This window comes from Fundicoccus culcitae (assembly GCF_024661895.1).
Lineage (GTDB): Bacteria > Bacillota > Bacilli > Lactobacillales > Aerococcaceae > Fundicoccus_A > Fundicoccus_A culcitae.
In genome coordinates this window covers 1,728,314-1,751,771 of record NZ_CP102453.1, presented here as the reverse complement: position 1 = coordinate 1,751,771, position 23,458 = coordinate 1,728,314, and the positions used below count along the sequence as shown (strand labels likewise).

Below are 23,458 nucleotides of genomic sequence, written 5' to 3'. Positions count from 1 at the left end.
GGAATTCTATGGAGCGATTTCATAAACGTAATTATGCCTGGGCTTTTTTGATTGTGGCTGTTTTTATTGTTTTATATTTATTAGTTGAATCGAATGTGATTAATAATTATTATCAAATTACGCTAGTAACAATCATGTTAAATATCATTTATGCCACAGGTTTAAACCTTGTTTTAGGGGTAGCTGGTCAGTTTTCATTAGGTCATGCCGGTTTCATTGCAATTGGTGCCTACAGCGGAGCCATTTTTACCAAACAATTTGATAATAGCTATGTGGGTCTTTTGGTTGGGATGGTTGTTGGGATTGTTATTTCTATTATTGTGGCTTTAATTGTTGGGATTCCAACGTTACGTCTAAAAGGGGATTATTTGGCCATCGCTACTTTAGGTGTGGCTGAGATTATTCGCGTTGTTATCAATAACATGCGATCGATTACCAATGGACCTGCCGGGATTAGTAATATTCCGACCATTACTGAATGGCATCTGGTTTATGTGTTCTTGGTTTTAACCACGATATTTATTTTGAATTATGTGTATAGTAGTGCTGGGCGTGCGACTTTTGCGATTCAGCAAGATGAAATTGCTGCCGAGTCGATGGGGGTTAACGTCACTAAATATAAGGTTTTAGCTTTTGTTTTAGGGGCTGTCACTGCTAGTATCGGTGGTTCATTGCAAGCAACCTTTTTAGGCATTATTACGCCGGGTGAGTACACCTTTAACCGTTCCATCGATGTATTGATTATTGTCGTTTTTGGTGGGATTGGTTCATTTACGGGAACCTTTTTAGCGGCAATATTACTGGGGTTAATTAACTTGGTCTTGCAAGATTATGGCCAACTACGGATGATTATTTACGCTTTAGCACTTATTTTAATTATGGTCTTTAGACCAGGTGGTTTGATGGGGACGAATGAATTCCGTTTTGGTTCTTGGGTAACTAATTTATTTTCAAAAGAACGTAAGGAGGCAGCTAAATGAGTTTACTTTCTGTGCGTGATTTAACGAAACATTTTGGGGGATTAGCAGCTGTTTCTAATGTATCTATGGAAATTGATGAGAATGAATTAGTGGGTATTATTGGACCAAATGGGGCTGGAAAAACAACCTTTTTTAACTTAATTACAGGCGTTTATGAACCGAGTGAAGGCACCATTGAATTGGCAACGGCTGAAGGTGTGAAAACACTTAACGGCATGAAACCCGATAAAATCAATGGTTATGGTATAGCAAGGACCTTTCAAAATATTCGTTTATTTAAAGAGCAGTCCGTCTTGGAAAATGTCTTGGTGGCCATGCATCGTGAACAAGGTAATTCAGTGATATCGAGTCTTTTACGGACGTCAGCTCACTATGAAACGGAAGAACGTTTACGTAAAGAAGCTATGGCCTTATTGGATATCTTTGATTTAGCAGCTGTAGCCAATGAAAAAGCACGTAATTTAGCCTATGGCCAACAGCGTCGCTTAGAGATTGTGCGTGCGTTAGCAACCAATCCGACCGTCTTATTCTTGGATGAACCTGCTGCGGGTATGAATCCGAATGAAACGGCTGATTTAACGGCTTTGATTGCTCAAGTTCGTGAGCAATTTAATTTAACGGTGGTTTTAATTGAGCATGATATGTCGTTAGTCATGAAAATTTGCCAAAAGATATACGTCTTAGAATATGGTCGCTTAATCGCTCAAGGAACCCCGGCTGAGATTCAGAAAAACCCTGATGTCATTAAAGCCTACTTAGGGGGGGAATTATAATGTTATCTATCAAGAATTTAGTTGTGAATTATGGTATGATAAATGCAGTGAGAGATGTTTCTTTTGAGGTAAATAAAGGTGAAATTGTCACATTAATTGGTGCCAATGGGGTTGGGAAAACGACTATTTTACGGACTATCTCTGGTTTGGTAAAAGCGGCCAGTGGGGAAATTAGTTACGAAGGCGAAAATATTACACGTCACACACCACGAAATATCGTTGCCTCAGGCATTGCCCATGTACCCGAAGGGCGTCATGTATTTAAAGGGATATCAGTTAAAGAAAACCTTGAGTTAGGTGCGTTTTTAAGAAATGACGCTGAAGGTATTCGTTCAACCATGGAGCGTGTTTTTGAGCATTTCCCCATTTTAAAAGAACGGATCGACCAAGATGCCGCCACCCTTTCAGGTGGGGAACAACAAATGTTAGCTATGGGTCGTGCCTTAATGGCTAAGCCACGCTTGATTTTGTTGGATGAACCTTCCATGGGATTAGCACCGTTATTTATTAAGGAGATTTTCAGTATTATTGAATTGATAAAATCCGAAGGAACGACGGTTCTGTTAATCGAACAAAACGCTAAAATGGCCTTGACCGTTGCCGATAGAGGCTATGTATTAGAAACCGGAAAGATTGTTTTAAGTGGAACAGGGGAAGAATTACTGAACAGTGATGAAGTTCAAAAAGCTTATTTAGGAGGTTAATAATGTACGTTAAAGATTATATGTCTACCGACTTAATAACGATTAAGCCGACAACAACCATTTTGCAGGCCAGTGACCTCATGAAACGTCACGATATCAAACGTCTACCAGTAATGGAAAATGATCGTCTCGTTGGTCTAGTGACACGGGATTTGATTGATAAAAATTTACCGTCTGGCGCAACGAGTTTAAGTGCCCATGAAGTGAATTATGTCTTGGAAAAAACCAAAGTTTCAGACTTTATGATGAAAAAAATCGATAGTGTTGCACCAGATAGTTTATTAGAACAAGCTGCGGTCATGATGCGTACCCGTGATATTGGCGTGGTGGTTGTGCTAGATGACAACACATTAGTCGGCATATTAACCGATAAGGATATCTTTAGAGCTTTTGCCGATATTTCTGGCTATAATTCACCCGGTACGACCATTGTCTTGGAATTAGAAAAAGACCGTGTGGGTGTCATTGAAGAAATTGGTGATGCTTTGTTAGCCACCCAGATAAACCTGTCCCATATGACGGTTTATCATTTTGAAGGCGTCGTTCGTGTGGTTATGCACGTTGAAACGAATGATGTGACTCAACTGACCAACTTATTGAAACAAGCTGGTTACCAAGTTCAAACAGTTCAAAAAAAGACCCCTATTGATTGATTAACCCAAAAATCCCGCGAGCTAGAAAAATAGCCCGCGGGTTTTATCTTTGTTATGACTCAACTAAGCATAAAATTACAACAATTTCTCAATATCTTTAGTGATATTTTTGGGTTCTGTTTTTGGCGAATAACGTTTAATCACTTTACCATCGCGATCTATCAGAAATTTTGTAAAATTCCATTTGATATCCGACGTGAGCAGACCACCTTTTTCCGTTTTTAACCAAGTGAAAAGAGCCGCTTCGCTTTTGCCATTGACATCGATTTGTTGGTGCATTGGAAACGTCACACCATAATTTAATTGACACGTTGCTTCCATCTCACTATCAGCAACATTTTCTTGATTGAATTGATTACTTGGGAAACCAAGAACCACGAATTGTTGGTCTTTATAAGTTTGATACAAGGTCTCTAATCCGGAAAACTGATCGGCAAGCCCACATTGAGTGGCTGTATTGACGACAAGAATAACATAATTATTATAATTATTAAACGGATATGCCGATCCATTGCTTTTTACGAGCGTAAAATCAGGCAAACTCATGGAATCACTCCTAACTTTCATGATGCTGGGCAATCTATTCCTCTTCTAAATCAACGTTATGATACACGCGTTGAACATCTTCATTACTTTCTAATACATCGATCAGGCGCTCAAATTGTTTTAAATCGTCACCGGTCAACACAACTTCCGATTGGGGAATTAAATCAATTTCAGCGACTTCGAATTCAGTGATGCCATTATCTTCAAGTACTTGGCGAATATGTTCAAACTCACTTGGTTCACCCAACACAACGACTTGATTACCCTCTTGATTGACTTCACGCATATCGACATCCGCTTCAAGCAACACCATCATAATTTCCTCTGCATCAGCATGCTCAAAGACAAAAACGGCTGTCGATTCAAACATATAACTGACAGAACCGCTAACTCCCATATTACCCCCGTTTTTACCATAAGCCGCTCGGACATCTGACGCTGTACGGTTAACATTATTGGTTAAAGCATCGACAATAACCATCGAGCCGTTAGGACCGAAGCCCTCATACCGTAAATCCTGGAAGTTTTCATCATCGCCACCTTTAGCTTTATCAATCGCTTTTTCAATGACATGACGGGGTACATTATACGTTTTAGCGCGTTCAACAACAAATTTCAATTTTTGATTCAATTCTGGATCAGGTTCACCTGATTTAGCAGCCGCATAGATTTCTATACCAAATTTGGCATAAACGCGGGATGTATCGCGGTCAGCTTTCGCTTTCTTTTCTTTGATATTCATCCATTTACGTCCCATATCTCTCACGCTTCCTTTTTAAATTCATACAACTATTATAAGGGTTGGATAGACAATTGTTAAGTTAGAAATTTGTGAGAGAAAACCCCTCCTAATAAATACCGCTGCTTCTCAGAAGGGATATTTATTAAAAGGGGTTTTTTAATTAACGGTCGCCGTTAAAAATGCTATTACGGACAATGACATAGTCAACGGTGCGTAGGGAGTCCAAATCACGGCCTCCAGCGTACGAAATCGAAGACTGAAGGTCTTGCTCCATTTCAATCAAAGTATCCGCTAGCCGGCCACGGTTAGCGATCATTTCGATTTTACCTTCGACGTTTTTGCGTTCGCCTTTTTGGTATTCAGAAGCACTTCCAAAATATTCTTTGTATACTTTACCATCAATCTCACGGGTACGACCAGGGCTTTCTTCGTGAGCGGCTAATAATGAACCTATCATAACCATCGAAGCACCGAAGCGGAAGGCTTTAGCGATATCGCCGTGATGACGGATACCACCATCTGCAATAATCGGTTTTCTCGCAGCTTTGGCACAATGACGAATGGCGGCTAACTGCCAACCACCTGTACCAAAACCTGTTTTCAGTTTTGTGATACAGACACGTCCCGGACCGACACCCACTTTAGTGGCATCCGCTCCTGCATTTTCTAATTCTCTAACCGCTTCAGGGGTAGCCACATTGCCTGCAATTAAGAAGGCTGAGGGCATAAGTTCTTTAATGAAACGAATCATGTCTAAAACATCTTCTGAATGGCCATGTGCCACATCGATGGTGACATAATCAGGAACTAAATCTTCTTCAACGAGTTCGCGGATAAATTGGAATTCATAAGGTTTAATACCGACACTAATCGATGTATATAAGCCTTTTTCACGCATCATTTTTATAAACGGTTTACGAGCCGCCTCATCAAAACGATGCATAATATAGAAATAGTCATTTTCAGCAAACCAAACCGCTAATTCTTCATTAATCACGGTCTGCATATTAGCCGGTACAACCGGGATTCTAAAGGTTCGTGGTCCAAATTGGACTTGGGTATTACATTCAGAACGACTGCTGACGACACATTTGTTAGGGATTAATTGTACATCTTCAAAATCAAAAACTTCCATTAATAGATTACTCCTCATGTGTAAATAAATTTTTAAGGATACATGGCAGCGACGCGCGCTTGCGAGTCGGCATTTTCTAGGTATTCTCCATAGCTAGTGTCCATCCGATCAAAGGCACCTGTTGGCGTTAATTCAATAACACGGTTACACGTCGTATTGAGAACTTCGTAGTCATGTGAGGCAATTAAGATGGCACCTTTAAACTTGATTAGGCCATCATTTAAAGCTGTAATTGACTCTAAGTCTAAATGGTTGGTTGGTTGATCCATGACTAACACATTGGCTTTAGATAACATCATTTTAGATAATAGACAACGAACTTTTTCGCCCCCTGATAGAACATTAACAGGTTTCATGACATCATCGCCCGAGAACAACATCCGACCTAAGAAGCTTCTTAAGAACGTATTATCTTGTTCTTCTTTGTCAGCGTATTGACGCAACCAGTCAACGATGGACAATTCAACCCCATCAAATTCATCGCCAGAGTTACGTGGCAGGTAGGTTTGCGAGGTGGTTACGCCCCATTCAAAGGTTCCGGCATCAGCTTCCATATTACCCATAATAATTTCAAAGAAGGCTGTCACCGCATTGTCATTGCGACTAACAATAGCCACTTTATCGTCACGATTTAAAGTAAATGTCACATTATCTAAGACTTTTTCCCCATCAATGGTTTTTGATAGACCTTCCACTCTAAGTAAGTCATTGCCAATCTCTCTCGCGGGTGAAAAACCAACAAATGGGTAACGACGGGAGGAGGGTTGAATATCATCCAACGTTATTTTTTCTAATAATTTCTTACGGGATGTGGCTTGTTTAGACTTAGACGCATTGGCCGAGAAACGCGCCACGAACGCTTGTAATTCTTTAATTTTTTCTTCTTTTTTAGCATTTTGATCAGCCTGCAATTTAGACGCTAATTGACTAGATTGTAACCAGAAATCATAGTTACCCACATAAATTTTAATTTTACCAAAGTCAACGTCGGCCATATGCGTACACACTCGGTTTAAGAAGTGACGGTCATGGGATACCACGATAACGGTGTTTGGGAAATCTAAAATAAAGTCACATAACCAATCAATGGCTTGTGAGTCTAAACCGTTTGTCGGCTCGTCAAGTAATAAGTTATCTGGTCGACCAAATAACGCTTGCGCAAGCAATACTTTAATTTTATCATCTTCTTCTAATTCGCTCATGCGGCTATATAAAAGGCCGTTATCAAGACCTAACCCTTGTAATAGGTTACTGATTTCAGCTTCAGCTTCCCAACCGCCCATTTCAGCAAACATGCCTTCTAATTCACCGGCACGAACACCGTCTGCATCAGTAAAATCTTCTTTCATATAGATAGCATCTTTTTCTTTTTGGATATCATATAACTCTTTGTAACCCATTAGGACAGTATCAAGAACCGTGTGTTCTTCATAACCATAGTGATTTTGACTTAAAACGGCTAAGCGTTCATTGGGATCCATCGATACAGTTCCCGTTGTTGGTGCGATTTCACCAGAGAGAATTTTTAAAAAAGTGGATTTTCCAGCCCCATTGGCTCCAATCACACCATAGCAGTTACCCGGTGTAAATGTGATATTTACATCGTCAAACAATTTACGGTCCGGGAACTGTAAACTGATATTTGAAACATTAATCATTAAGTTTTTTCCTCCTAGGCACTAATAGGCAATCTATGAAATAGACATACAGTATTATAATAGCATAGATTGCTCCAATAAAGGGTATTTAATTTCATAAGAATAAATAAATTTAAACAATAAAAGCGTAGGGGTTGGAGGAGCGCTGCAAAATCCGAACCTTTTTTAATGCTAGTGGGACCGTCAAAAGCCAAGGTCTTCTGACTCGCTTGGCTACTCGCTCCCTAATCCCCTAGCAGCCAAAAGGGAGCGATGTGTGCCAAGTCGTCCGTTTCACTTTCATTAAAAAAAGTCCGGATTTCTTCGCTCAATTTGGTGGGTGGCAAGTGAAGGTTTCTGATGAAAAGCTGGCTTTTTACTGGGCGAAGAGGGAGGCGATGTGTTTTCGTGGGTTGAAAGATTAAGGCTTAGGTGGGCGTTGGGGTTTTTTCGATGAATCATCTCAATTTAAGATTTTATCAGAAATCGTGAGTTTAAAATGATTAATCTGGCCGCTGCTAACCGAGCAATGACCCGAACAGAGCATTTGGCTAATAATTTTTGTGAAATTCCTCCATTCCAACGGTGGTCTATCATAAATTGATGGTAACTCATTTCCTACTTACGATAAGGCTTGTAAGTGATAGCGCGAAAGTGGAAAGTGAATAAGCTGCTTGATTTTGAATACTGTATCGTGATAAACTACGTCTCATTAATTAGGTGGCAAAGTTTCCATGCGCCCTCGCCATCAATTAAATTTGGTGGCGAATCTCGCATCCCTATTCGCCGCCAAACCGCAGCTCATTTGGCGTTCGCCCCTGATTCCACCGCCAAACGGCGGTTCATTTGGCGTTCGCCCCTGATTCCCCCGCCAAACGGAGGTTCGTTTGGCGTTCGGTCCTGATTCCCCCGCCAAACGGCGGTTCATTTGGCGTTCGGTCCTGATTCCACCGCCAAACGGTGGCTTATTTGGCGGGCCCAACAAAAGTAAGCAGGAAGTAAGTGAGCGAGAACGTTAAATATAGCTAATCGGTCACCAAATACCTAATTTCATGATCGAATAGCCTAATTTGATGTTTATTTAATGGTCACCCATTTCCCACTTAGGTTCACGCACACAACAACTGCTCGAATATGTGTGCGCTCCCCATCACGCTCACAACAAATGTTCCAATATGTGTGCGCCCACGTAAGTGAGAAATGGCGGTTCTTCACTTCCCATTACGCGGGCTCAACAAAAGTGACCGCCAAACCGCAGCTCATTTGGCGTTCGCCCCTGATTCCCCCGCCAAACTGAGGTTCGTTTGGCGTTCGGTCCTGATTCCCCCGCCAAACGGAGGTTCATTTGGCGTTCGGTCCTGATTCCACCGCCAAACGGTGGCTTCTTTGGCGTACGCCCCCAGTCTCCCCGCCAAACCGCAGCTCATTTGGCGAGCTCAACGATAAACCGCCCACCAAACCATATAAGGTTAACCTTAATAGATGGACTTATATCAACTTATCTTAGATTGACGGTCTTCCACGATAAGGAAGTTTGCTGAAAGAACATGAATCGGCAATGTTAATTAAATTTGAAATGACGTTTATGAAAATAATATTTAATTGCTCAAAAAATTATAATATTTGACATAATTATTATGATATTTATTTGGTTTTTACAATGAATATTCACTGAAAATTCATATCCTTTCGTTATAATAAATGTATTCAAAAGGAGGAAATATTCATGAAATTTAAGAAAACTTTTTTAAGAACCGCTTGTGCATTAGCGCTAGTAGGTGCAGGAGTTTCTCCAGTATTTTCGAATTTAGTGGCTCCTCAAGCGTTTAGTGTCGTTCAAGCACAAGAAACATTAACCACTGAAGAAGAAGCAAGGGTAGCAATCATTAAAGATAATGTTGCTGGATATGAACCAGTGAACTTAGAACAATTATTAGATGTTTCTGACCGTGACTTGTTAGAGTATGACAATATTGCACAAACACAATCACCTGATGATGTATGGGGATCAATTTATGAACAAATTGCTCAAAACTATCCTCAACTTGAATTATTACAAGGTGAAGACTATGATGCTTATGGACGTGCTGCTCAAGCCATTTCAGAACGTTCAGAATATACTTTTTCTGATTTAAATATGGCATTACCAAGATTAACACTAGAGCGTTATCGTGCAGCGATGGCTGACAACGAAGATGATGTTGATGCTGCTGTAGCTGCAATTATTCCAGACATCGATCAAACAATTGCTGATTACATTGATCGTCGGACAGCTCGTGAAAATGCAGCGGAATCAAATGAAGATGAACAAACAGATGCTGAAAAAGCTGCTGCTGCAAGACAAGAATTATTAACGGGAACACCCATCACTGAAGATCAATTAGCACAAATTGATGATGCGACTTTAGTCGCTATGGTTGATGAAATTAACCAAACGGGAGGCGATCCTTCGACCTTATATAACCGTTTAGTTGAAAATCATCCAGACGTTTTCGCTTCAGAGTCAGAAAGAATGCGTAATGCGTTAGTTAATGAGTACAACTTAAATGAAGCGGAATTAGATTTAGTTTCAGATACCAATATTTTCTGGGAAGAACTTGCTATTTTCAATGAAGAAGGTGCCGAAAACTTTGAACGTTTAGCACAAGTTATGCAAGATGTTTATAACGTGAGCGTGGTGGAAGAATCTAGCGACGACACGCAACAAGATGCAGATGTGCTTCGTCAAGAATTACTGACTGTCACACCAATGTTACAAGCTCAATTAGATCAATTTGATGATGCAACTTTAGTCGCTCTTGCTGATGAATTAAATCAAGTTGGGGCAGATATTGGCGCTTTATACAATCGACTCGTTGAAGATTATCCAGATGTTTTTGCTTCAGAATCCGACAGAATGCGTAATGCGTTAGTTAATGAATATGGACTTGATGAGACAGCACTCAATGAAATTTCAGATGCTACTTTATTCTGGCATGAATTTACGGTTTTTGGTGAAAACAATGGTGTTGAAAACTTCGGTCTTTTAGCCAATCGCTTAGTTGAAGAATATGATATCCCTCGTCAAGAAGAGTCTGGTGAATCCGAGTCACAATCTCAATCCGAAGCAGAATCTCAATCACAAGCTGAATCAGAATCCGAAGAAGCTAGCCGTTCGGTATCCGTTGAATCGAGCATTGAAAGTAATCAATCTGCCATGACACAAAGTGGCGATTTACTACCAGAAACGGGTGAAACAAGCTCAACTTGGTTAATCTTCTTAAGTGTTGTCCTATTGATTGCTGCTGGTTACCTCATTTTTCGTGGGCGTGCCCAACAAAAATAATCATTAATTGACTTTGAAAACTGTATCCTTACTGGGTACAGTTTTTTTGTCTATTCCCAGTGACCTGTCACATCGCTTAAAATAACAATTATCATAAAAAGGATTATAATTATAATAAGATGAGAAAAATTAAAAATCTGTTTGACTTGACCATTTTTAGAAGCTAGAATAACGTTATGGAAGAAATTATAACAAGTCCATAACAAAATAAAAAATGGAGGTTTCAATATGGTAGAAAGACAAGCTATCTGGAAAGACTATAAATTACACATCATGGTCTTAATCGTCACCGTCATCGCAGAGTTAATTGGTTCACAGTCCATCAGACTAGGGCGTTTTTCATTCACCTTGGCGCCGCTTATTTTTTCTATGCTCATGATGACGATATTTTATTTAATCCCACAACAAAAAATAATTACAGAGAAGAACGCAGGAAATGCGGCGCAAATGATGGCTTTAGCCGGGGGTTTGTTGATTGCAAAATTAGGTGTTTCCAGTGGCGCTGCCATCGAAGAAGTTTTATCTGCTGGTATTGCAGTCACTTTACAAAATTTAGGTGAAGGCTTTTCCTTTGTTTTTGCCCTGCCGCTGGCAATGGCGTTTGGCATGCAACGTGAAGCGGTTGGGATGACTTTTGGTGTTAGCCGCGAAGCCAATGTCGCTTTAATTTCAGAAAAATATGGCGCCGAATCGGCTGAATTCCGTGGTGTCATGACAAACTATATAGTCGGAACGATATTTGGTGTCGTTGCGGTCTCTTTCTTAATGTCCGTTTTAGCTGAAATTCAATTCATTTCGCCTATTTCTTTATCTTTAGCCACTGGAATAGGTTCAGCTTCTATGATGGTGGGTGGTTTAGGTACCTTAATTGATCGTTTTCCAGAAATGGCAACCGAACTCGAAGCCTATGCTGCTATATCCAATCTGGTTTCATCCGTCATAAATATTTATACCGCTTTATTTATTGGTTTACCTTTAACTGAGCGTGCTTATAATTGGATGGATAACATTAGAACGAAAAGAGGCGCACAAAAATGAAATCAATAGACTTAAATTTAATACTCGATTGGATTATTGTCTTGATTATTTCCGGGGGTATTGCCCTTATTGGAAATATGATTGGATACGGGGCAAGCTTTAACGAAAGCCTCATCGGCATGGCCTGGTTAGTGTTATTTACTTTATTGGGTTTTTTCATGAAGCAGATTATACCGGTGGATATTCCATCAGTGGCCTATATTTCAGCCATTGCAATTATCGCCTGCTTGCCTTTTTCACCAATAGCCGAAACCGTTATTGCCTCAGTTGAAAAAATTAGCTTATTGGCTTTGTGTACACCCATTTTGGCCTATGCCGGGGTGACGATTGGGAAAGACTGGCCCGCTTTTAAAAAGATTGGTTACAAAGGTGTGTTAGTTTCACTAGTCGTTATTATCGGGACGGTCCTAGCCTGTGTTGTTTTAGCCGAAATTTTATTGCGCATTTTTTAGAAGGAGGAACTTCATGTCTTTAATAAATATCCCCGAATTAGCTGCTAGCGTCCAAGCCGATATGGTCAAATGGCGACGCGACTTGCATCAAATTCCAGAACTAGGTTTAGAATTACCTCAAACAATAGCTTATGTTTCAGAGGTTTTAGATACATTAGGTATTGCGTATGACAATCATTTTGTTAATGGCAATGCGATTGTGGCTTTAATCAAAGGGACAAAAGAAGCGGCAAACCAAGAAATCCAAAACCGGGTTCTTGGCTTACGAGCAGATATGGACGGCTTGCCCATCAAAGAACAAACAGGCTTGCCTTTTGCTTCCTTGAATGAAAATATGCATGCGTGCGGACACGATGGGCACACAGCCATGCTACTAGGTGCTGCCAAAGTACTACAAGCTAACCGCGATCAATTTGCTGGCACAGTAAAACTGCTGTTACAACCAGGGGAGGAATACCCTGGTGGTGCTGAACCAATGATTAAAGAAGGGGCTATGAAAAACCCAACCGTTACACGGGTGTTAGGTATTCACGAAGGTTATATCGATCCCAAACTCCCTAAAGGGACGATTGCTTATAAATCAGGTCCTATGATGGCGTCTATGGACCGCTTCCTCATCGAAATCAAGGGTAAAGGCTACCACGGAGCCTATCCGGAAAACGCACAGGATCCCATTGCTGCAGCCGGGCAACTCATCACGGCTTTACAAACGATTAAAAGCCGGAATATCAAAGCCGTAAATCCAGCCGTTGTGTCCATTACACGCGTTCAAGGGGGCTTTAACCAAAACATAATCCCCGATAACGTGGAACTAGAGGGGACAGTTAGGGCATTAAATGACGAAACGCGTGCCTTCATCCACAGTAAAATTGAACAAATTGCCCATGGAATTGGCGTAGCCATGGATGTGGAGTGTGTTGTAACCTATGATTACAAATATCCACCGGTTGTCAATGATGCGACGGTCACGACTGAAATCGTCCAATCCCTAGAAGAGCTATTTCCTGGTCAACTGGTTGAAGTTGAGGAACCTTTAATGGGTGGGGAAGACTTTGCCTTTTACTTATATGAAGCACCGGGTACCTTTCTATTCCTATCCAACCCAGCTGACATTGAAGGCAAATTCCATGGCCATCACCACGCTAAATTCGATGTCGACGAAGCCTATTTCAGTATGGGCGCGGCCACCTTTATCAAAGCAACCCTTGACTACCTAAACTAAATACCCCTGCTAAAAAAACAGCTAAGTTAATGCCTACGATTAACCTAGCTGTTTTTGGTATTTTGACTTAGCTGTAGGGATATTTATTAAAAGGGGTTGGCTTGTGATTAGTTGGTTGGGGGGAATTATGTTATTATTTAAGTAAACGGAAGGTGGGGGATTGCGTTGAATGGTAGGGATAATCGGTTAGATCAATTAGCGATTAAATATTTGGTGCTTATCGCTATATTAGCTGCGATTGTTTTAAATTATAATTCAGTCTTATCTTATTTATCAACCATTTGGAGGGTTTTATCTCCGATTTTAAGTGGTTTTGTGTTTGCCTTTATTTTGAATTTACTGATGACCTTAATAGAAAAATATCTTTTTCCAACAACAACCGATGAACGTTTGATCGGTCTTAGACGACCGTTGGCGATTTTATTAACCTTATTAGTCGTCTTGTTAACGGTAAGTATTATTTTGTGGTTAATTATTCCCCAACTTATTTCTGCCATCCGTATTACGATTGAATCATTGCCTCTAGTCTTTACGATGTTTCAAAACTTACTAGCTCGGCTAGAAGAGGTTTTTCCTGAGTATGACTACAATGCTTTTATTGCGCAAGCGGGCTTGAATTGGGACAATGTTGCGCGTGAAATTACTTCCTTTGCCAACGGCTTAGTTGAATCGATGATATCGGTGGTGGCCAGTTTAAGTTCTTATGCTTTAAATTTTGTGATTATTTTGGTTATTAGTGTATACGCTCTGTTTTCAAAAGAAAAGTTGATCGGCCAATTTAAACGCATAGGGAAGGTATATTTAAAACCGCTTGTCTATTCGCGTATCTTGTATATCGTGCAAGTAACTACCCAATCCTTCTCGAATTTTATGACAGGCATGCTGATTGAAGCGGTTATTTATGGATCGATGGTAACGATTGGGATGTTAATATTTCGTTTTCCCTATGCTGCAATGATTGGGACGATTTCAGGGGCCTTTGCTTTAATTCCAATGGTGGGGGCGATTATTTCGGCTTTTATTGGGTTCTTACTGATTATGACCCAATCGCTTTCCCAAGCCTTCCTATTCCTCCTCTTTATTATTGTGGTTCAACAGCTAGAAAGTAATATTATTTATCCAAGAGTGGTAGGTGGTTCGATTGGTTTACCAGGAATTTGGACCTTTATCGCCGTTACGCTCGGTGGTGGTTTGTTAGGTGGGGTAGGGTTTTTCATTGGTGTACCCATTGCCTCAACGATTTATAAACTCTTGCGTCGGGATGTTGAGGTGCGGGAGGAAATAAATGTCAAAATTTATGAAACGCAGGCAAAAGAAGAAATAATCTAATAGGGGTGTCAATGATGAACCGAATAAATCTGATTGCTTTAGGTGTGCGAGATATGGCGAAAGCCTTAAGTTTTTATCGTGCGTTAGGCTTTAAGACGTATGAGACGCAGGCGAACCCGCCGATTGTATTCTTTGATAATGCCGGAACCAAGCTTGAATTATTTCCTATCGATGAACTCACCCGCGATATTTATGGAGACGATTCTTTTGATATTAATGATGGCTTTCAACGATTCCCAGGGATTACGCTAGCGATTAATATGAAAACGAAAGATGAAGTGGATACCTTTTTTGATAAAGTACGCCAACTAGGCGGAAAAATAGTGAAGGAAGCTGAATTCGTCTTTTGGGGAGGCTACAGTGGGTATTTCCAAGATTTAGATGGCTATTACTGGGAAGTGGCTTATGCGGATTCGTGGAAGTTTGATGACAATGATATGTTGATCATTGAACCATAACAGACAATAAATAACCACTAAATAACGACACTATTCTTAAAGCGATAGGTAGTTATTTAGTGTTTTTTTTGTTAAGCGTTATTGTTTAAACCAACGTAGGAGGCGAGCAAACCAACTTTCTTTGGTGGGAGCTGGTTCAACGTCTGCGGTAGCTGTAGGCGTCGTAGCCTTTTGCTGACTATCTTTTGTAGCCGTAGCAGCTTGTTCCAGTTTCAATGCTTCTGTTCGTTGTTGTGCATCTTTAATCATCGCTTCTTGTGAATTTAATTTCACTAATTCACGATCAGGACGTGTATAATCGCCGCTTGGCTGTAATTCACGTGCTTTGAGTGTATCATCTAACTGCATTTGCAAAATATCAATGATACGTGCTTCAATCGTTTGATCCAAAATAGGAAATTCAATTTCAACCCGTTGTATCATGTTACGTGTCATCATATCAGCAGAAGACAAGAACAAGTGACGTTCATTATTACGATTAAAGTAGTAAACCCGCGAATGCTCCAATAAACGCCCCACGATACTTCTGACACGAATGGTCTCTGACAAACCAGGAACACCAGGTTTTAAACAACAAATCCCCCGAATAATTAAATCAATTTCCACACCAGCTTGACTAGCTTCGTAGAGTTTTTTGATGATGGTTTTATCCGTTAACGAGTTCATCTTCGCAATGATGCGACCATTACCGAATTCTTGATGAAAATTGATTTCTTCTTCAATATAATCTAATAAAGAATCTCTAATTTCAAACGGCGAAACATGTAAATGCTTGTATTCTGGACGTTGGGCATAGCCGCTTAAATAGTTAAAGAATTTGGAGGCATCGTCGGTTAATTCTTCATCTTTAGACATGATTCCCATATCGGTATACTGTTTAGCGGTTTTTTCATTGTAATTTCCTGTTCCTAAATGCACATAACGTTGAATTTTATCATCCTCTTTTTGGATAATTAAGGTGATTTTGCTATGTGTCTTCAAGTCAGACATACCATATAGCACATGACAACCTGCTTCTTCTAGCTCGCGTGCCCAAAAGACATTATTTTCTTCATCAAAACGCGCTTTTAACTCGACTAAAACCGTGACTTCTTTACCATTTTCGGCCGCTCGTTTTAAAGCCGCAATAATGGGTGAGTTTTTTGAAACGCGATACAGTGTTTGCTTAATAGCAATCGTTCTTGGGTCTTCGGCGGCTGTTTCAATAAATGAGACAACGGGTTGGAAGGAATCATAAGGATGGTGGAAAAATAAATCTTTTTCCTTAATAGATTCAAATAAATCGAGCCCTAAATGCTTAGGATTTAAAAAACCTTCAAAGGGTTTATACAAAGCCTGAGGATTTTTTTCCCCGACTAAATCGATTAAATTAAAGAGATAGGTCAAATCCAATGGCCCATCTATATGATAAACATTCGTCAATTCCAACTCTAGCTCGTCACATAAAAAGTTAATCGTTTCAGAGTCCGAGTTAAGACCATAACTGCTATCAATTTCTAAACGAATCGCCATCCCGTTACGGCGTTGCTTAACATAATCTTCTATGACAGCCAGTAAATCAGAAGCCCCTTCTTCTCGAATGTTAAAATCGGCATTGCGGGTAATTCTAAAGGGAAAAGCTTCTGTAACCGTATAACCTTCAAAGATGGAATCAATAAAATGAATCATGATATCTTCAGTAAACACAATGGTTTGTTGATTGCTACCGATGAGAATTTTATAACGATCCAATAAGGGTGGGACAGGGACTAAGGCGCGGAATGTAGCACCATCTTTTTCTAAAACAACCATAATATTAATGGCTTTATTAATTAAATGCGGGAAGGCTTTATACGCATCAATCCCGATAGGTGATAAAGTAGGTAAAATCATTTGGTCGAAATATTCTTTAACCGATTGAACTTCTTCTTCATTTAAAGCCGCCATACGCTTAATTTGATAGCCATAATTAGGTAAATAATGAATGAGCTCGTGGTAACGACGGTATTGTTCAGTGATATTTCGTTGGTTACTTTTTTGGATTTCTTTTAAGAGTGTCTTAGGGGACATATAAGTTTTATTTTCAGAAATTTCAACACCAGCCAAGTACTGATCATAGACACCCGCGACCCGGACCATAAAAAATTCATCTAAATTTGAGCTGCCAATCGCAATAAAATTTAATTGTTCTAGAAAGGGATTATCTAAATCGTTTGCTTCATCAATGACGCGGTAATTAAAATCAAGCCAACTCAATTCACGATTAAAATAGTTTTCCGGATGATCAAGCGGGTCTGTTTCTTCAACATCTTCATGCGTAAAAGATTTTTTTAATGGTTTTTCTGATTTAACCTTTTTATTTTTATTTGCCATATGACAGCTCCTTAGTGATTTTATTTTTAGGCTGGTTGATTAATAGCAATGAAATTTAAACTTAGTTGACCATCAAGCGCTCTTTCTAAATGTTTCAAGTGACGTTGGGCACGATATTTTTCAGCAATAATCGGTTTATGATGGTAAATATCCAAACGATAATTGCCATCATCTAAAGCAACCAACTCTAATGAATCAATCGGATCCGTTTGTGAGTCATTTAAAGCCTGGCTAAACTTAAGAATACCACCTAATTTTTGTAACAGCAACTGTTCTTCTTCTGTAAACCAACCAGGAAAAATTTCTAAATATTGATTTTGCAAGGAACGGTTACGATAACTACTTAATAAGGCGAGGCGCAAGCGTTTACGATGGCTATAGCCTGATAAGTTCATATTAGACAACAAGTAGAAGGTATGCTGCGAGTCAGCTTCAACATCGATAAATGATCCGAAATGATATAAATAAGCAGCAAATTCTATTTCTTCATGGTACTCATATGAGTAAGGGAGGAGATTGAGTTCACATAACTGTTGATAAAGACTCAATGCATAATTAATCCGCAAGTAATTGCGTGAAGTATCCACTGGGAACAAATGACCAATCCCACGAATCGTACGTGCCCGAATGAGACTCATATCAATTGGCGTATTATATTTTTCGTTAATATATTTTAAGACAATGCCTTCCCTTAAACCTTGGGTGGAAATAGCTAAGAAAGAGGCTTTAACAACATTATATAATTCTTGGAAAACAATAGTTGCTGGAATAATAATATCTTGACGGTCACTACTCAAACCATCGATATCACCTAATTTGCTAGCTTCTGTCGTAACGAAGGTTTGTAAGGTCATATCAATCGCATCATCCGTCATCCCATAACCATGGATGCCAGCCAAGGGATAGTGGACTAAGCGCTGGTGGACATTAGCCACATTACGAGCCGAACCTCCAATGGCGATGATGGGTAATTTAGCTTTCTTAATCCACGGAAAAGCTTTAAATTGTTTGCGAACAAATTTTCTCACAGCTTCCATTGCTTCGGGATCATTATGGGCCTTATCCGTAAAGAAATCTTTTCTTAAACTTACCGCTCCGAAGGGAAAACTTTTGTAGTGTTTTAATTCTTTTTTCTCGTAAAGCGTTATTTCGCAACTACCCCCACCAATATCAATCGTAACCGCATCTTCGATGGTCGTCGAATGTAGCACCGCGTATAGTCCATATAAAGCTTCTTCTTGTTCAGAAACCAATTGGATACGGATGCCGGTAGCTTGTTCAACTTGTTCAATAATTGATGCTTGGTTAGCTGATTGACGAATGGCAGCTGTCGCTTTTGGAATAACGGTATCGGCTTGATAACTTTCGATAACATATTTAAAACTGTCAAGCGCAGAAATCAACTTATCAATACCCGTTTGATCTAAGATGGCTTGCTCATTAATCATTTGAATATTTTCTGAAAGACGCGCAGGGGTCTTAACGTTTTGTAGTTCAACGAAATTATACTCTTCATCGATTCCGTATATGACTAAACGAATTGAGTTAGAGCCAATATCAATAATAGCAACTTTTTCTTTAAACATCAGAAAAATCCTTTCTTGTGTTAACGATTTAATATTTCTTTAATGGCAGGGCTTACTTTATCGGAACTGTTAACGACCGTCCCATTCATTTTAATCAAGCCAACAACATATAAATTAACATAAGAAAATTGTGATTCAGCTACTTCTTGTAAAGCCTTTAATTTTTCTACATTATCGCTACCTTGTTGACGCGTATCAGTATATAATCCGACCACTGGAATGTTCGCTTGATAGGCAATCCCGACTTCAGCTGCGACACCTGGATCTAATTGTAGACCATCCAGTACAGCCAAGACAATATCGGACTCAAGCAAGGCATCCGTGTCATACCGTGCGATGGCTTTAGAATCCGCATAGGCACTTTTATCGTTTATCTCCCCTTGTTCTTGAGGTAAATAAATATCTAATTCTGGAATCGCTTGGCGGATTTTTGCGGCTAACATGGCATTGAAATTTTGTTCCATTTCATTAAATAAGGGGCTTGCAAAATATAATTTAGGCATGACAGACATCCTTTTCTTTATAATAATTTAATTATAGCCGACCCTTACGGTTGAAACAAATGTTTATTTAACAATTTACATCCGTTCATGTAAAAAAAGCTTTCATTTCGAGTCTTATTAGATTATTTTTGAAAAGATATATGTTATTCTATTAATATAAGTTTATTTAAATTTTTATTTAAGGGAGGAAGGTAAAATGTTTAAAACAAGAGAAAGTAAATGGGGCAATATTATCATGGGAATACTGATGTTAGTACTCGCCGTATTAACTTATCGCAACCCATTAGCAACGGTGGCTTCCATTGTTGTGATTTTAGCTGTTGGCGCAATTATTAAAGGTTTGTTTGAAATAACCACCCGTCGTAATTTAGCGAAATCAATTGGAGCACCTACTTGGCCTATGTGGCTTATCGGAATTATTGATATTATCGTTGGTATTTATTTATTAATGAACGCAGGTCTTGGTGTGGCAGCTATGCCGTTTGCATTCGCTATTTGGTTTATTGTCGATTCAATTGGTGCAATCGGAACGTCCTTTATGATTCGCCGCGTTTCCAATTCTAACTTTTGGTTAACACTTATCTTAGGAATTATTGGTCTTATCGTCGGCATTGCCTTACTCTATAATCCAGCGTCAGCCGCTGTAACCGTCGTGAATCTGTTAATTATCTACTTTGTTATCGCCGCGATTGGCCACTTTATTGCCGCTTTCACCAAATAAATATCACTGCAAAAAAAAACCGCCTGCGCAATCATTTGCGCAGGCGGTTTTTTCAATCGGCTGACTCGCAGCGGAGCGGTATTTAGTTAAAAGGTTTTAGGCGTTACGTAGGCGTAAAGCATTCATTAAAACGGAAACGGAACTTAAGCTCATGGCCAGGGCGGCGAACATTGGGTTAAGTAGTGGACCGTTAAAGAAGAGGTGCAACAAGCCCATAGCAATCGGAATACCAATCACATTGTAAGCGAACGCCCAGAAAAGGTTTTGCTTAATATTGCGGATGGTTTTATTACTTAAGTCTATAGCTGTGACAACGTCTTCGAGGTTATCGTGCATTAAGACGGTGTCGGCCGATTCCATCGCGATATCTGTTCCTGACCCAATAGCCATACCGATATCAGCTTGGGCAAGGGCAGGGGCATCATTAATGCCATCCCCAACCATAATAACGTGTTTGCCTTCATTTTGAAGTTTAATAACCATATCAGCTTTATCTTCAGGCATCACTTCACTAAAGACGCGGTCGATACCGGCTTGTTCAGCGATTTTCTCAGCGGTAAAACGATTGTCTCCCGTAATCATGATAACTTCTAAGCCCATGGCTTTTAGTTGTTGGACAGCTGAGAAACTTGTTTCTTTAATTGGATCAGATACGGTCACAATGCCAGCGTAATTGTCATCGATAGCAAAGTACATCGGTGTTTTGGCTGCTTGTGCAAAAGCTTCGGCTTGTTGTGTTGCAGTTTGGTCAAAATGATTAACACCTTGCATCAGTTTTTGATTTCCAACTTTGACGGTCTTATCTCCAATAACAGCTACAATACCTTGACCGGTGATACTATCAAATGAATCAACCGCAAGCAGGGATAATTGTTTTTCATTAGTTGCGTAATTAACAATCGCTTCGCCCAGAGGGTGTTCTGAAACGGACTCTGCTGATGCAACTAAGCGTAAAGCTTCAATTTCATCCAAACCATCAACAACCACAAAATCATTGACAGTTGGTTGACCTTGGGTAATTGTTCCGGTTTTGTCTAATAGAATGGCGTCAGCATGATGCGTATTTTCTAAAGCCACCCCACTCTTAAACAAAATCCCTTTTTGAGCGGCATTACCCGTTCCGACCATAATGGCTGTTGGTGTTGCTAAACCTAGCGCACACGGACAAGCAATAATTAAAACACTAATGAAAATATTTAAGGCAAAAGGTAAGCTTTCACCAATAATAAAATACCACATTAAGCCGGACAAAATGGCTAAAATAATAACAATCGGAACAAAATAAGATGAAATAACATCCGCTAGTTTAGCAATCGGTGCTTTGCTACCTTGCGCATCTTGTACCATTTGGACAATTTGAGCAAGTAGGGTATCTTGGCCAATTTTAGTGGCTTTGTATGTAAAGCTTCCAGTTTTATTAATACTTGCTCCCGTTACATTGTCGCCAACATTTTTTTCAACGGGCATACTTTCACCGGTTAACATCGATTCATCGATTGACGATTGGCCAGTGACAATTTCACCATCGACCGGCAAACTTTCACCGGGACGCACTTGAATCAAATCGCCTAGCTGAATTAATTCAACGGGCACCATTTCAACCGAACCATCAGCATTCACTCGCCGTGCTTCATCTGGCGTTAAGTCCATGAGATTTTTAATGGCGGCACTGGTCTTTCCTTTGGCCAACTCTTCCATATAATTCCCCAAAGTAATCAGGGTTAAAATAACAGCGGCTGACTCAAAATATAAATCCGGATGCCCTTCAGGGACGACGCGTCCAGTTGCCATTAAGAAAGTCATGACCAACCCTTGAATAAAAGCGGCACTCGTTCCGATAGCGACTAAGGTATCCATATTCGGATGCCCATTTAATAAGGTTTTAAAACCGCGGACGAATATCCCTCTGGCTAACCAGATAACCGGAATGGTTAAGGCTAATTGCAATAAAGCATTATTGACAAAATTATGATGCATGTCAATAATGGAAGGTAAAGGCATCCCTAACATTGGACCCATCGTTAAAATAAATAATGGAATGGTAAAGACCGCCATCCACATTAAACGTGTTTTTTCTTCTTTTAATTTAGCTTCTTTTTTGGCTTGCGACTGTTCATACCGATCATTAGCTGATAAAACCAGTGCAGCTTCATAACCAGCTTGGTCAACAGTGTTTTGAATTAAATCAGGGTCAATAACGTCTGACGAATCCCATACGACTTGCATTTGTTCGGTCGCTAAGTTAACCGCCGCTTGTTTAACCTCAGATAAACGATTGACCGCTTGTTCAACGGTTTGAGCACACGAAGCACACGTCATGCCATCAATGGCATAAGTTTGAACCATGGATGCATTGGTAAGTGGCACCCAACTTGAACTATCTTCTTTAACTAAATCATACCCACTACTTTGGACAATGGACTGTACTTGATCAAAAGATAAGGCTTGATCATTATACGTTAAAGTAGCTTCTTCCGTTGTTAAATTAACCACCGCTTCTTTAACACCTTCAGCCTTACCTAAGGCTTTTTCGACAGTTTGAGCACAGGAGGCGCAAGTCATCCCTTCAACTTTAAATGTTTGTTTCATAACCAAATCCCCTTTAGTCAATTAATTCGTAACCTGCTTGGGAAACGGCAGCGACCATTTGATCAGGTTGTACCAAGTTTGCATCATATTGTACTTTGGCTGTTTTGTCTTGTAAACTTACCTCAACGTCATTAACCCCTGTTAATTGACTTAAGCTAGTGTGAATGGTATTGGCACAGTTTTGACAACCCATCTTTTTAACCTTAAATGTTTTTTCCATAATTAATCAATCTCCTCGAATTAATTTTTGTTATCTATTTTTAATGTAAGTGACAGTGACATTGTCCTGCGGGACATTGGCAAGTAACGGACGTTGGTGCCGTTTTTAATTTGTTTTGCAAGCTATCCATCAAGTTTTGGATATCGTCTTGAGATAATTCATTGGTGTCAATGAGATGTTGGATAATGTCAGCCCGATCACGTGTACATGTTTGACTGACCAAATCATCACTGCGTTGTTGTGTCGCCTCGACTAAACTAATGGTTGGGTAATAAGTATAAGGTGTGGTTGACGTATCTTTTGCAATAGCTTCCTTTTGAATGAGACGATTTAAAAGAGATTTAATCGTACCCTCTTTCCAATCTTTAATCGCCATTAAGGTGTCGATAATTTCACGGCTCGTCATATAATTACTTGCCCAAACAACCCGCATGACTTCCCACTCAGCATCGCTAATTGATACCGTTGCTTGTTTTACATTCAAAATTTTAAC

Annotated in this window: 21 protein-coding genes; 11 read left to right on the top strand and 10 right to left on the bottom strand. The window is 39.8% G+C overall.

Annotated features, from left to right (window positions below; translation table 11 throughout):
* Positions 1–8: 8 nt before the first annotated feature.
* From NRE15_RS07835 to NRE15_RS07820, 4 genes are read left to right on the top strand one after another with little or no spacing between them, the layout of a single operon-like run.
* Positions 9–980 (top strand): branched-chain amino acid ABC transporter permease, encoded by a 972-nt coding sequence (locus NRE15_RS07835; RefSeq protein WP_313792337.1) that lies wholly within the window; start codon positions 9–11, stop codon positions 978–980.
* The gene (locus NRE15_RS07830; RefSeq protein WP_313792336.1) at positions 977–1,753 is read left to right on the top strand and encodes an ABC transporter ATP-binding protein; all 777 of its coding nucleotides are present in this window, start codon (positions 977–979) and stop codon (positions 1,751–1,753) included. Before NRE15_RS07835 ends, NRE15_RS07830 begins: the two co-directional genes overlap by 4 nt.
* Entirely contained in the window at positions 1,753–2,457 is a 705-nt protein-coding gene (locus tag NRE15_RS07825) for an ABC transporter ATP-binding protein (RefSeq protein WP_313792335.1), read from the top strand. The genes NRE15_RS07830 and NRE15_RS07825 overlap by 1 nt, the downstream gene beginning before the upstream one ends.
* A 2-nt stretch (positions 2,458–2,459) precedes the next feature.
* Entirely contained in the window at positions 2,460–3,110 is a 651-nt protein-coding gene (locus NRE15_RS07820; protein WP_313792333.1) for a CBS domain-containing protein, read from the top strand.
* A 75-nt stretch (positions 3,111–3,185) separates the two neighbouring features.
* Here NRE15_RS07820 and NRE15_RS07815 read toward each other — a convergent pair whose 3' ends face one another.
* The 4 genes from NRE15_RS07815 to NRE15_RS07800 form a co-directional block, all read right to left on the bottom strand.
* Positions 3,186–3,656 (bottom strand): glutathione peroxidase, encoded by a 471-nt coding sequence (locus tag NRE15_RS07815; RefSeq protein ID WP_313792332.1) that lies wholly within the window; start codon positions 3,654–3,656, stop codon positions 3,186–3,188.
* Positions 3,657–3,690: 34 nt separating this feature from the next.
* Positions 3,691–4,413, bottom strand: coding sequence for a YebC/PmpR family DNA-binding transcriptional regulator (locus tag NRE15_RS07810; RefSeq protein ID WP_313792331.1), 723 nt, complete (start codon positions 4,411–4,413; stop codon positions 3,691–3,693).
* Between the two features lie 145 nt (positions 4,414–4,558).
* Positions 4,559–5,533 carry a GMP reductase gene (guaC, locus tag NRE15_RS07805; protein ID WP_313792330.1) on the bottom strand — a complete coding sequence of 325 codons (975 nt, stop codon included), beginning with the start codon at positions 5,531–5,533 and terminating at the stop codon, positions 4,559–4,561.
* Positions 5,534–5,565: 32 nt separating this feature from the next.
* Positions 5,566–7,191 carry an ABC-F family ATP-binding cassette domain-containing protein gene (locus NRE15_RS07800; RefSeq protein ID WP_313792329.1) on the bottom strand — a complete coding sequence of 542 codons (1,626 nt, stop codon included), beginning with the start codon at positions 7,189–7,191 and terminating at the stop codon, positions 5,566–5,568.
* A gap of 1,705 nt (positions 7,192–8,896) precedes the next feature.
* Between NRE15_RS07800 and NRE15_RS07795 the strand changes: the two genes are divergently transcribed.
* The 6 genes from NRE15_RS07795 to NRE15_RS07770 all read left to right on the top strand — a co-directional run bounded on the left by NRE15_RS07795 (position 8,897) and on the right by NRE15_RS07770 (position 14,994).
* Entirely contained in the window at positions 8,897–10,495 is a 1,599-nt protein-coding gene (locus NRE15_RS07795) for an LPXTG cell wall anchor domain-containing protein (RefSeq protein ID WP_313792328.1), read from the top strand.
* 228 nt (positions 10,496–10,723) lie between these two features.
* On the top strand, positions 10,724–11,533 hold the full coding sequence (locus NRE15_RS07790) for a DUF3100 domain-containing protein (protein WP_313792327.1): 810 nt from the start codon (positions 10,724–10,726) through the stop codon (positions 11,531–11,533).
* Complete coding sequence (locus tag NRE15_RS07785; protein WP_313792326.1) at positions 11,530–11,985, top strand: hypothetical protein; 456 nt, start codon at positions 11,530–11,532, stop codon at positions 11,983–11,985. Before NRE15_RS07790 ends, NRE15_RS07785 begins: the two co-directional genes overlap by 4 nt.
* Positions 11,986–11,998: 13 nt before the next feature.
* On the top strand, positions 11,999–13,207 hold the full coding sequence (locus NRE15_RS07780) for a M20 metallopeptidase family protein (RefSeq protein ID WP_313792325.1): 1,209 nt from the start codon (positions 11,999–12,001) through the stop codon (positions 13,205–13,207).
* Between the two features lie 165 nt (positions 13,208–13,372).
* The gene (locus NRE15_RS07775) at positions 13,373–14,536 is read left to right on the top strand and encodes an AI-2E family transporter (RefSeq protein WP_313792324.1); all 1,164 of its coding nucleotides are present in this window, start codon (positions 13,373–13,375) and stop codon (positions 14,534–14,536) included.
* 14 nt (positions 14,537–14,550) lie between these two features.
* Positions 14,551–14,994, top strand: coding sequence for a VOC family protein (locus NRE15_RS07770; RefSeq protein ID WP_313794970.1), 444 nt, complete (start codon positions 14,551–14,553; stop codon positions 14,992–14,994).
* A gap of 78 nt (positions 14,995–15,072) precedes the next feature.
* Here NRE15_RS07770 and NRE15_RS07765 read toward each other — a convergent pair whose 3' ends face one another.
* The 3 genes from NRE15_RS07765 to NRE15_RS07755 are packed head-to-tail and all read right to left on the bottom strand — an operon-like array spanning position 15,073 to position 19,435.
* Positions 15,073–17,346 carry an RNA degradosome polyphosphate kinase gene (locus tag NRE15_RS07765; protein ID WP_313792323.1) on the bottom strand — a complete coding sequence of 758 codons (2,274 nt, stop codon included), beginning with the start codon at positions 17,344–17,346 and terminating at the stop codon, positions 15,073–15,075.
* Between the two features lie 26 nt (positions 17,347–17,372).
* Positions 17,373–18,932, bottom strand: coding sequence for a Ppx/GppA family phosphatase (locus tag NRE15_RS07760; RefSeq protein ID WP_313792322.1), 1,560 nt, complete (start codon positions 18,930–18,932; stop codon positions 17,373–17,375).
* 20 nt (positions 18,933–18,952) lie between these two features.
* Positions 18,953–19,435, bottom strand: coding sequence for a nucleoside 2-deoxyribosyltransferase (locus NRE15_RS07755; RefSeq protein ID WP_313792321.1), 483 nt, complete (start codon positions 19,433–19,435; stop codon positions 18,953–18,955).
* Positions 19,436–19,631: 196 nt separating this feature from the next.
* On the opposite strand from NRE15_RS07755, the gene NRE15_RS07750 reads away from it, so the two are divergent.
* Positions 19,632–20,156: an HdeD family acid-resistance protein gene (locus NRE15_RS07750; protein ID WP_313792320.1), complete on the top strand. Its 525-nt coding sequence runs from the start codon at positions 19,632–19,634 to the stop codon at positions 20,154–20,156.
* A 96-nt stretch (positions 20,157–20,252) separates the two neighbouring features.
* Here the strand turns inward: NRE15_RS07750 and NRE15_RS07745 are convergent, their stop codons facing one another.
* The 3 genes from NRE15_RS07745 to NRE15_RS07735 are packed head-to-tail and all read right to left on the bottom strand — an operon-like array spanning position 20,253 to position 23,449.
* The gene (locus NRE15_RS07745) at positions 20,253–22,745 is read right to left on the bottom strand and encodes a heavy metal translocating P-type ATPase (RefSeq protein WP_313792319.1); all 2,493 of its coding nucleotides are present in this window, start codon (positions 22,743–22,745) and stop codon (positions 20,253–20,255) included.
* Positions 22,746–22,758: 13 nt separating this feature from the next.
* The gene (locus NRE15_RS07740; RefSeq protein WP_313792317.1) at positions 22,759–22,965 is read right to left on the bottom strand and encodes a heavy-metal-associated domain-containing protein; all 207 of its coding nucleotides are present in this window, start codon (positions 22,963–22,965) and stop codon (positions 22,759–22,761) included.
* A gap of 40 nt (positions 22,966–23,005) precedes the next feature.
* On the bottom strand, positions 23,006–23,449 hold the full coding sequence (locus tag NRE15_RS07735) for a CopY/TcrY family copper transport repressor (protein WP_313792316.1): 444 nt from the start codon (positions 23,447–23,449) through the stop codon (positions 23,006–23,008).
* Between the last annotated feature and the right edge of the window lie 9 nt (positions 23,450–23,458).

Excerpts from the sequence above, each read along its gene's own strand:
- NRE15_RS07835 (WP_313792337.1), top strand. The coding sequence starts at position 9 with ATGGAGCGATTTCATAAACGTAATTATGCCTGGGCTTTTTTGATTGTG.
- NRE15_RS07760 (WP_313792322.1), bottom strand. The coding sequence starts at position 18,932 with ATGTTTAAAGAAAAAGTTGCTATTATTGATATTGGCTCTAACTCAATT.
- NRE15_RS07755 (WP_313792321.1), bottom strand. The coding sequence starts at position 19,435 with ATGCCTAAATTATATTTTGCAAGCCCCTTATTTAATGAAATGGAACAA.
- NRE15_RS07790 (WP_313792327.1), top strand. The coding sequence starts at position 10,724 with ATGGTAGAAAGACAAGCTATCTGGAAAGACTATAAATTACACATCATG.
- NRE15_RS07800 (WP_313792329.1), bottom strand. The coding sequence starts at position 7,191 with ATGATTAATGTTTCAAATATCAGTTTACAGTTCCCGGACCGTAAATTG.
- NRE15_RS07740 (WP_313792317.1), bottom strand. The coding sequence starts at position 22,965 with ATGGAAAAAACATTTAAGGTTAAAAAGATGGGTTGTCAAAACTGTGCC.
- NRE15_RS07785 (WP_313792326.1), top strand. The coding sequence starts at position 11,530 with ATGAAATCAATAGACTTAAATTTAATACTCGATTGGATTATTGTCTTG.
- NRE15_RS07795 (WP_313792328.1), top strand. The coding sequence starts at position 8,897 with ATGAAATTTAAGAAAACTTTTTTAAGAACCGCTTGTGCATTAGCGCTA.
- NRE15_RS07745 (WP_313792319.1), bottom strand. The coding sequence starts at position 22,745 with ATGAAACAAACATTTAAAGTTGAAGGGATGACTTGCGCCTCCTGTGCT.
- NRE15_RS07810 (WP_313792331.1), bottom strand. The coding sequence starts at position 4,413 with ATGGGACGTAAATGGATGAATATCAAAGAAAAGAAAGCGAAAGCTGAC.
- guaC (WP_313792330.1), bottom strand. The coding sequence starts at position 5,533 with ATGGAAGTTTTTGATTTTGAAGATGTACAATTAATCCCTAACAAATGT.
- NRE15_RS07830 (WP_313792336.1), top strand. The coding sequence starts at position 977 with ATGAGTTTACTTTCTGTGCGTGATTTAACGAAACATTTTGGGGGATTA.
- NRE15_RS07765 (WP_313792323.1), bottom strand. The coding sequence starts at position 17,346 with ATGGCAAATAAAAATAAAAAGGTTAAATCAGAAAAACCATTAAAAAAA.
- NRE15_RS07820 (WP_313792333.1), top strand. The coding sequence starts at position 2,460 with ATGTACGTTAAAGATTATATGTCTACCGACTTAATAACGATTAAGCCG.
- NRE15_RS07780 (WP_313792325.1), top strand. The coding sequence starts at position 11,999 with ATGTCTTTAATAAATATCCCCGAATTAGCTGCTAGCGTCCAAGCCGAT.
- NRE15_RS07770 (WP_313794970.1), top strand. The coding sequence starts at position 14,551 with ATGAACCGAATAAATCTGATTGCTTTAGGTGTGCGAGATATGGCGAAA.
- NRE15_RS07815 (WP_313792332.1), bottom strand. The coding sequence starts at position 3,656 with ATGAGTTTGCCTGATTTTACGCTCGTAAAAAGCAATGGATCGGCATAT.
- NRE15_RS07825 (WP_313792335.1), top strand. The coding sequence starts at position 1,753 with ATGTTATCTATCAAGAATTTAGTTGTGAATTATGGTATGATAAATGCA.
- NRE15_RS07750 (WP_313792320.1), top strand. The coding sequence starts at position 19,632 with ATGTTTAAAACAAGAGAAAGTAAATGGGGCAATATTATCATGGGAATA.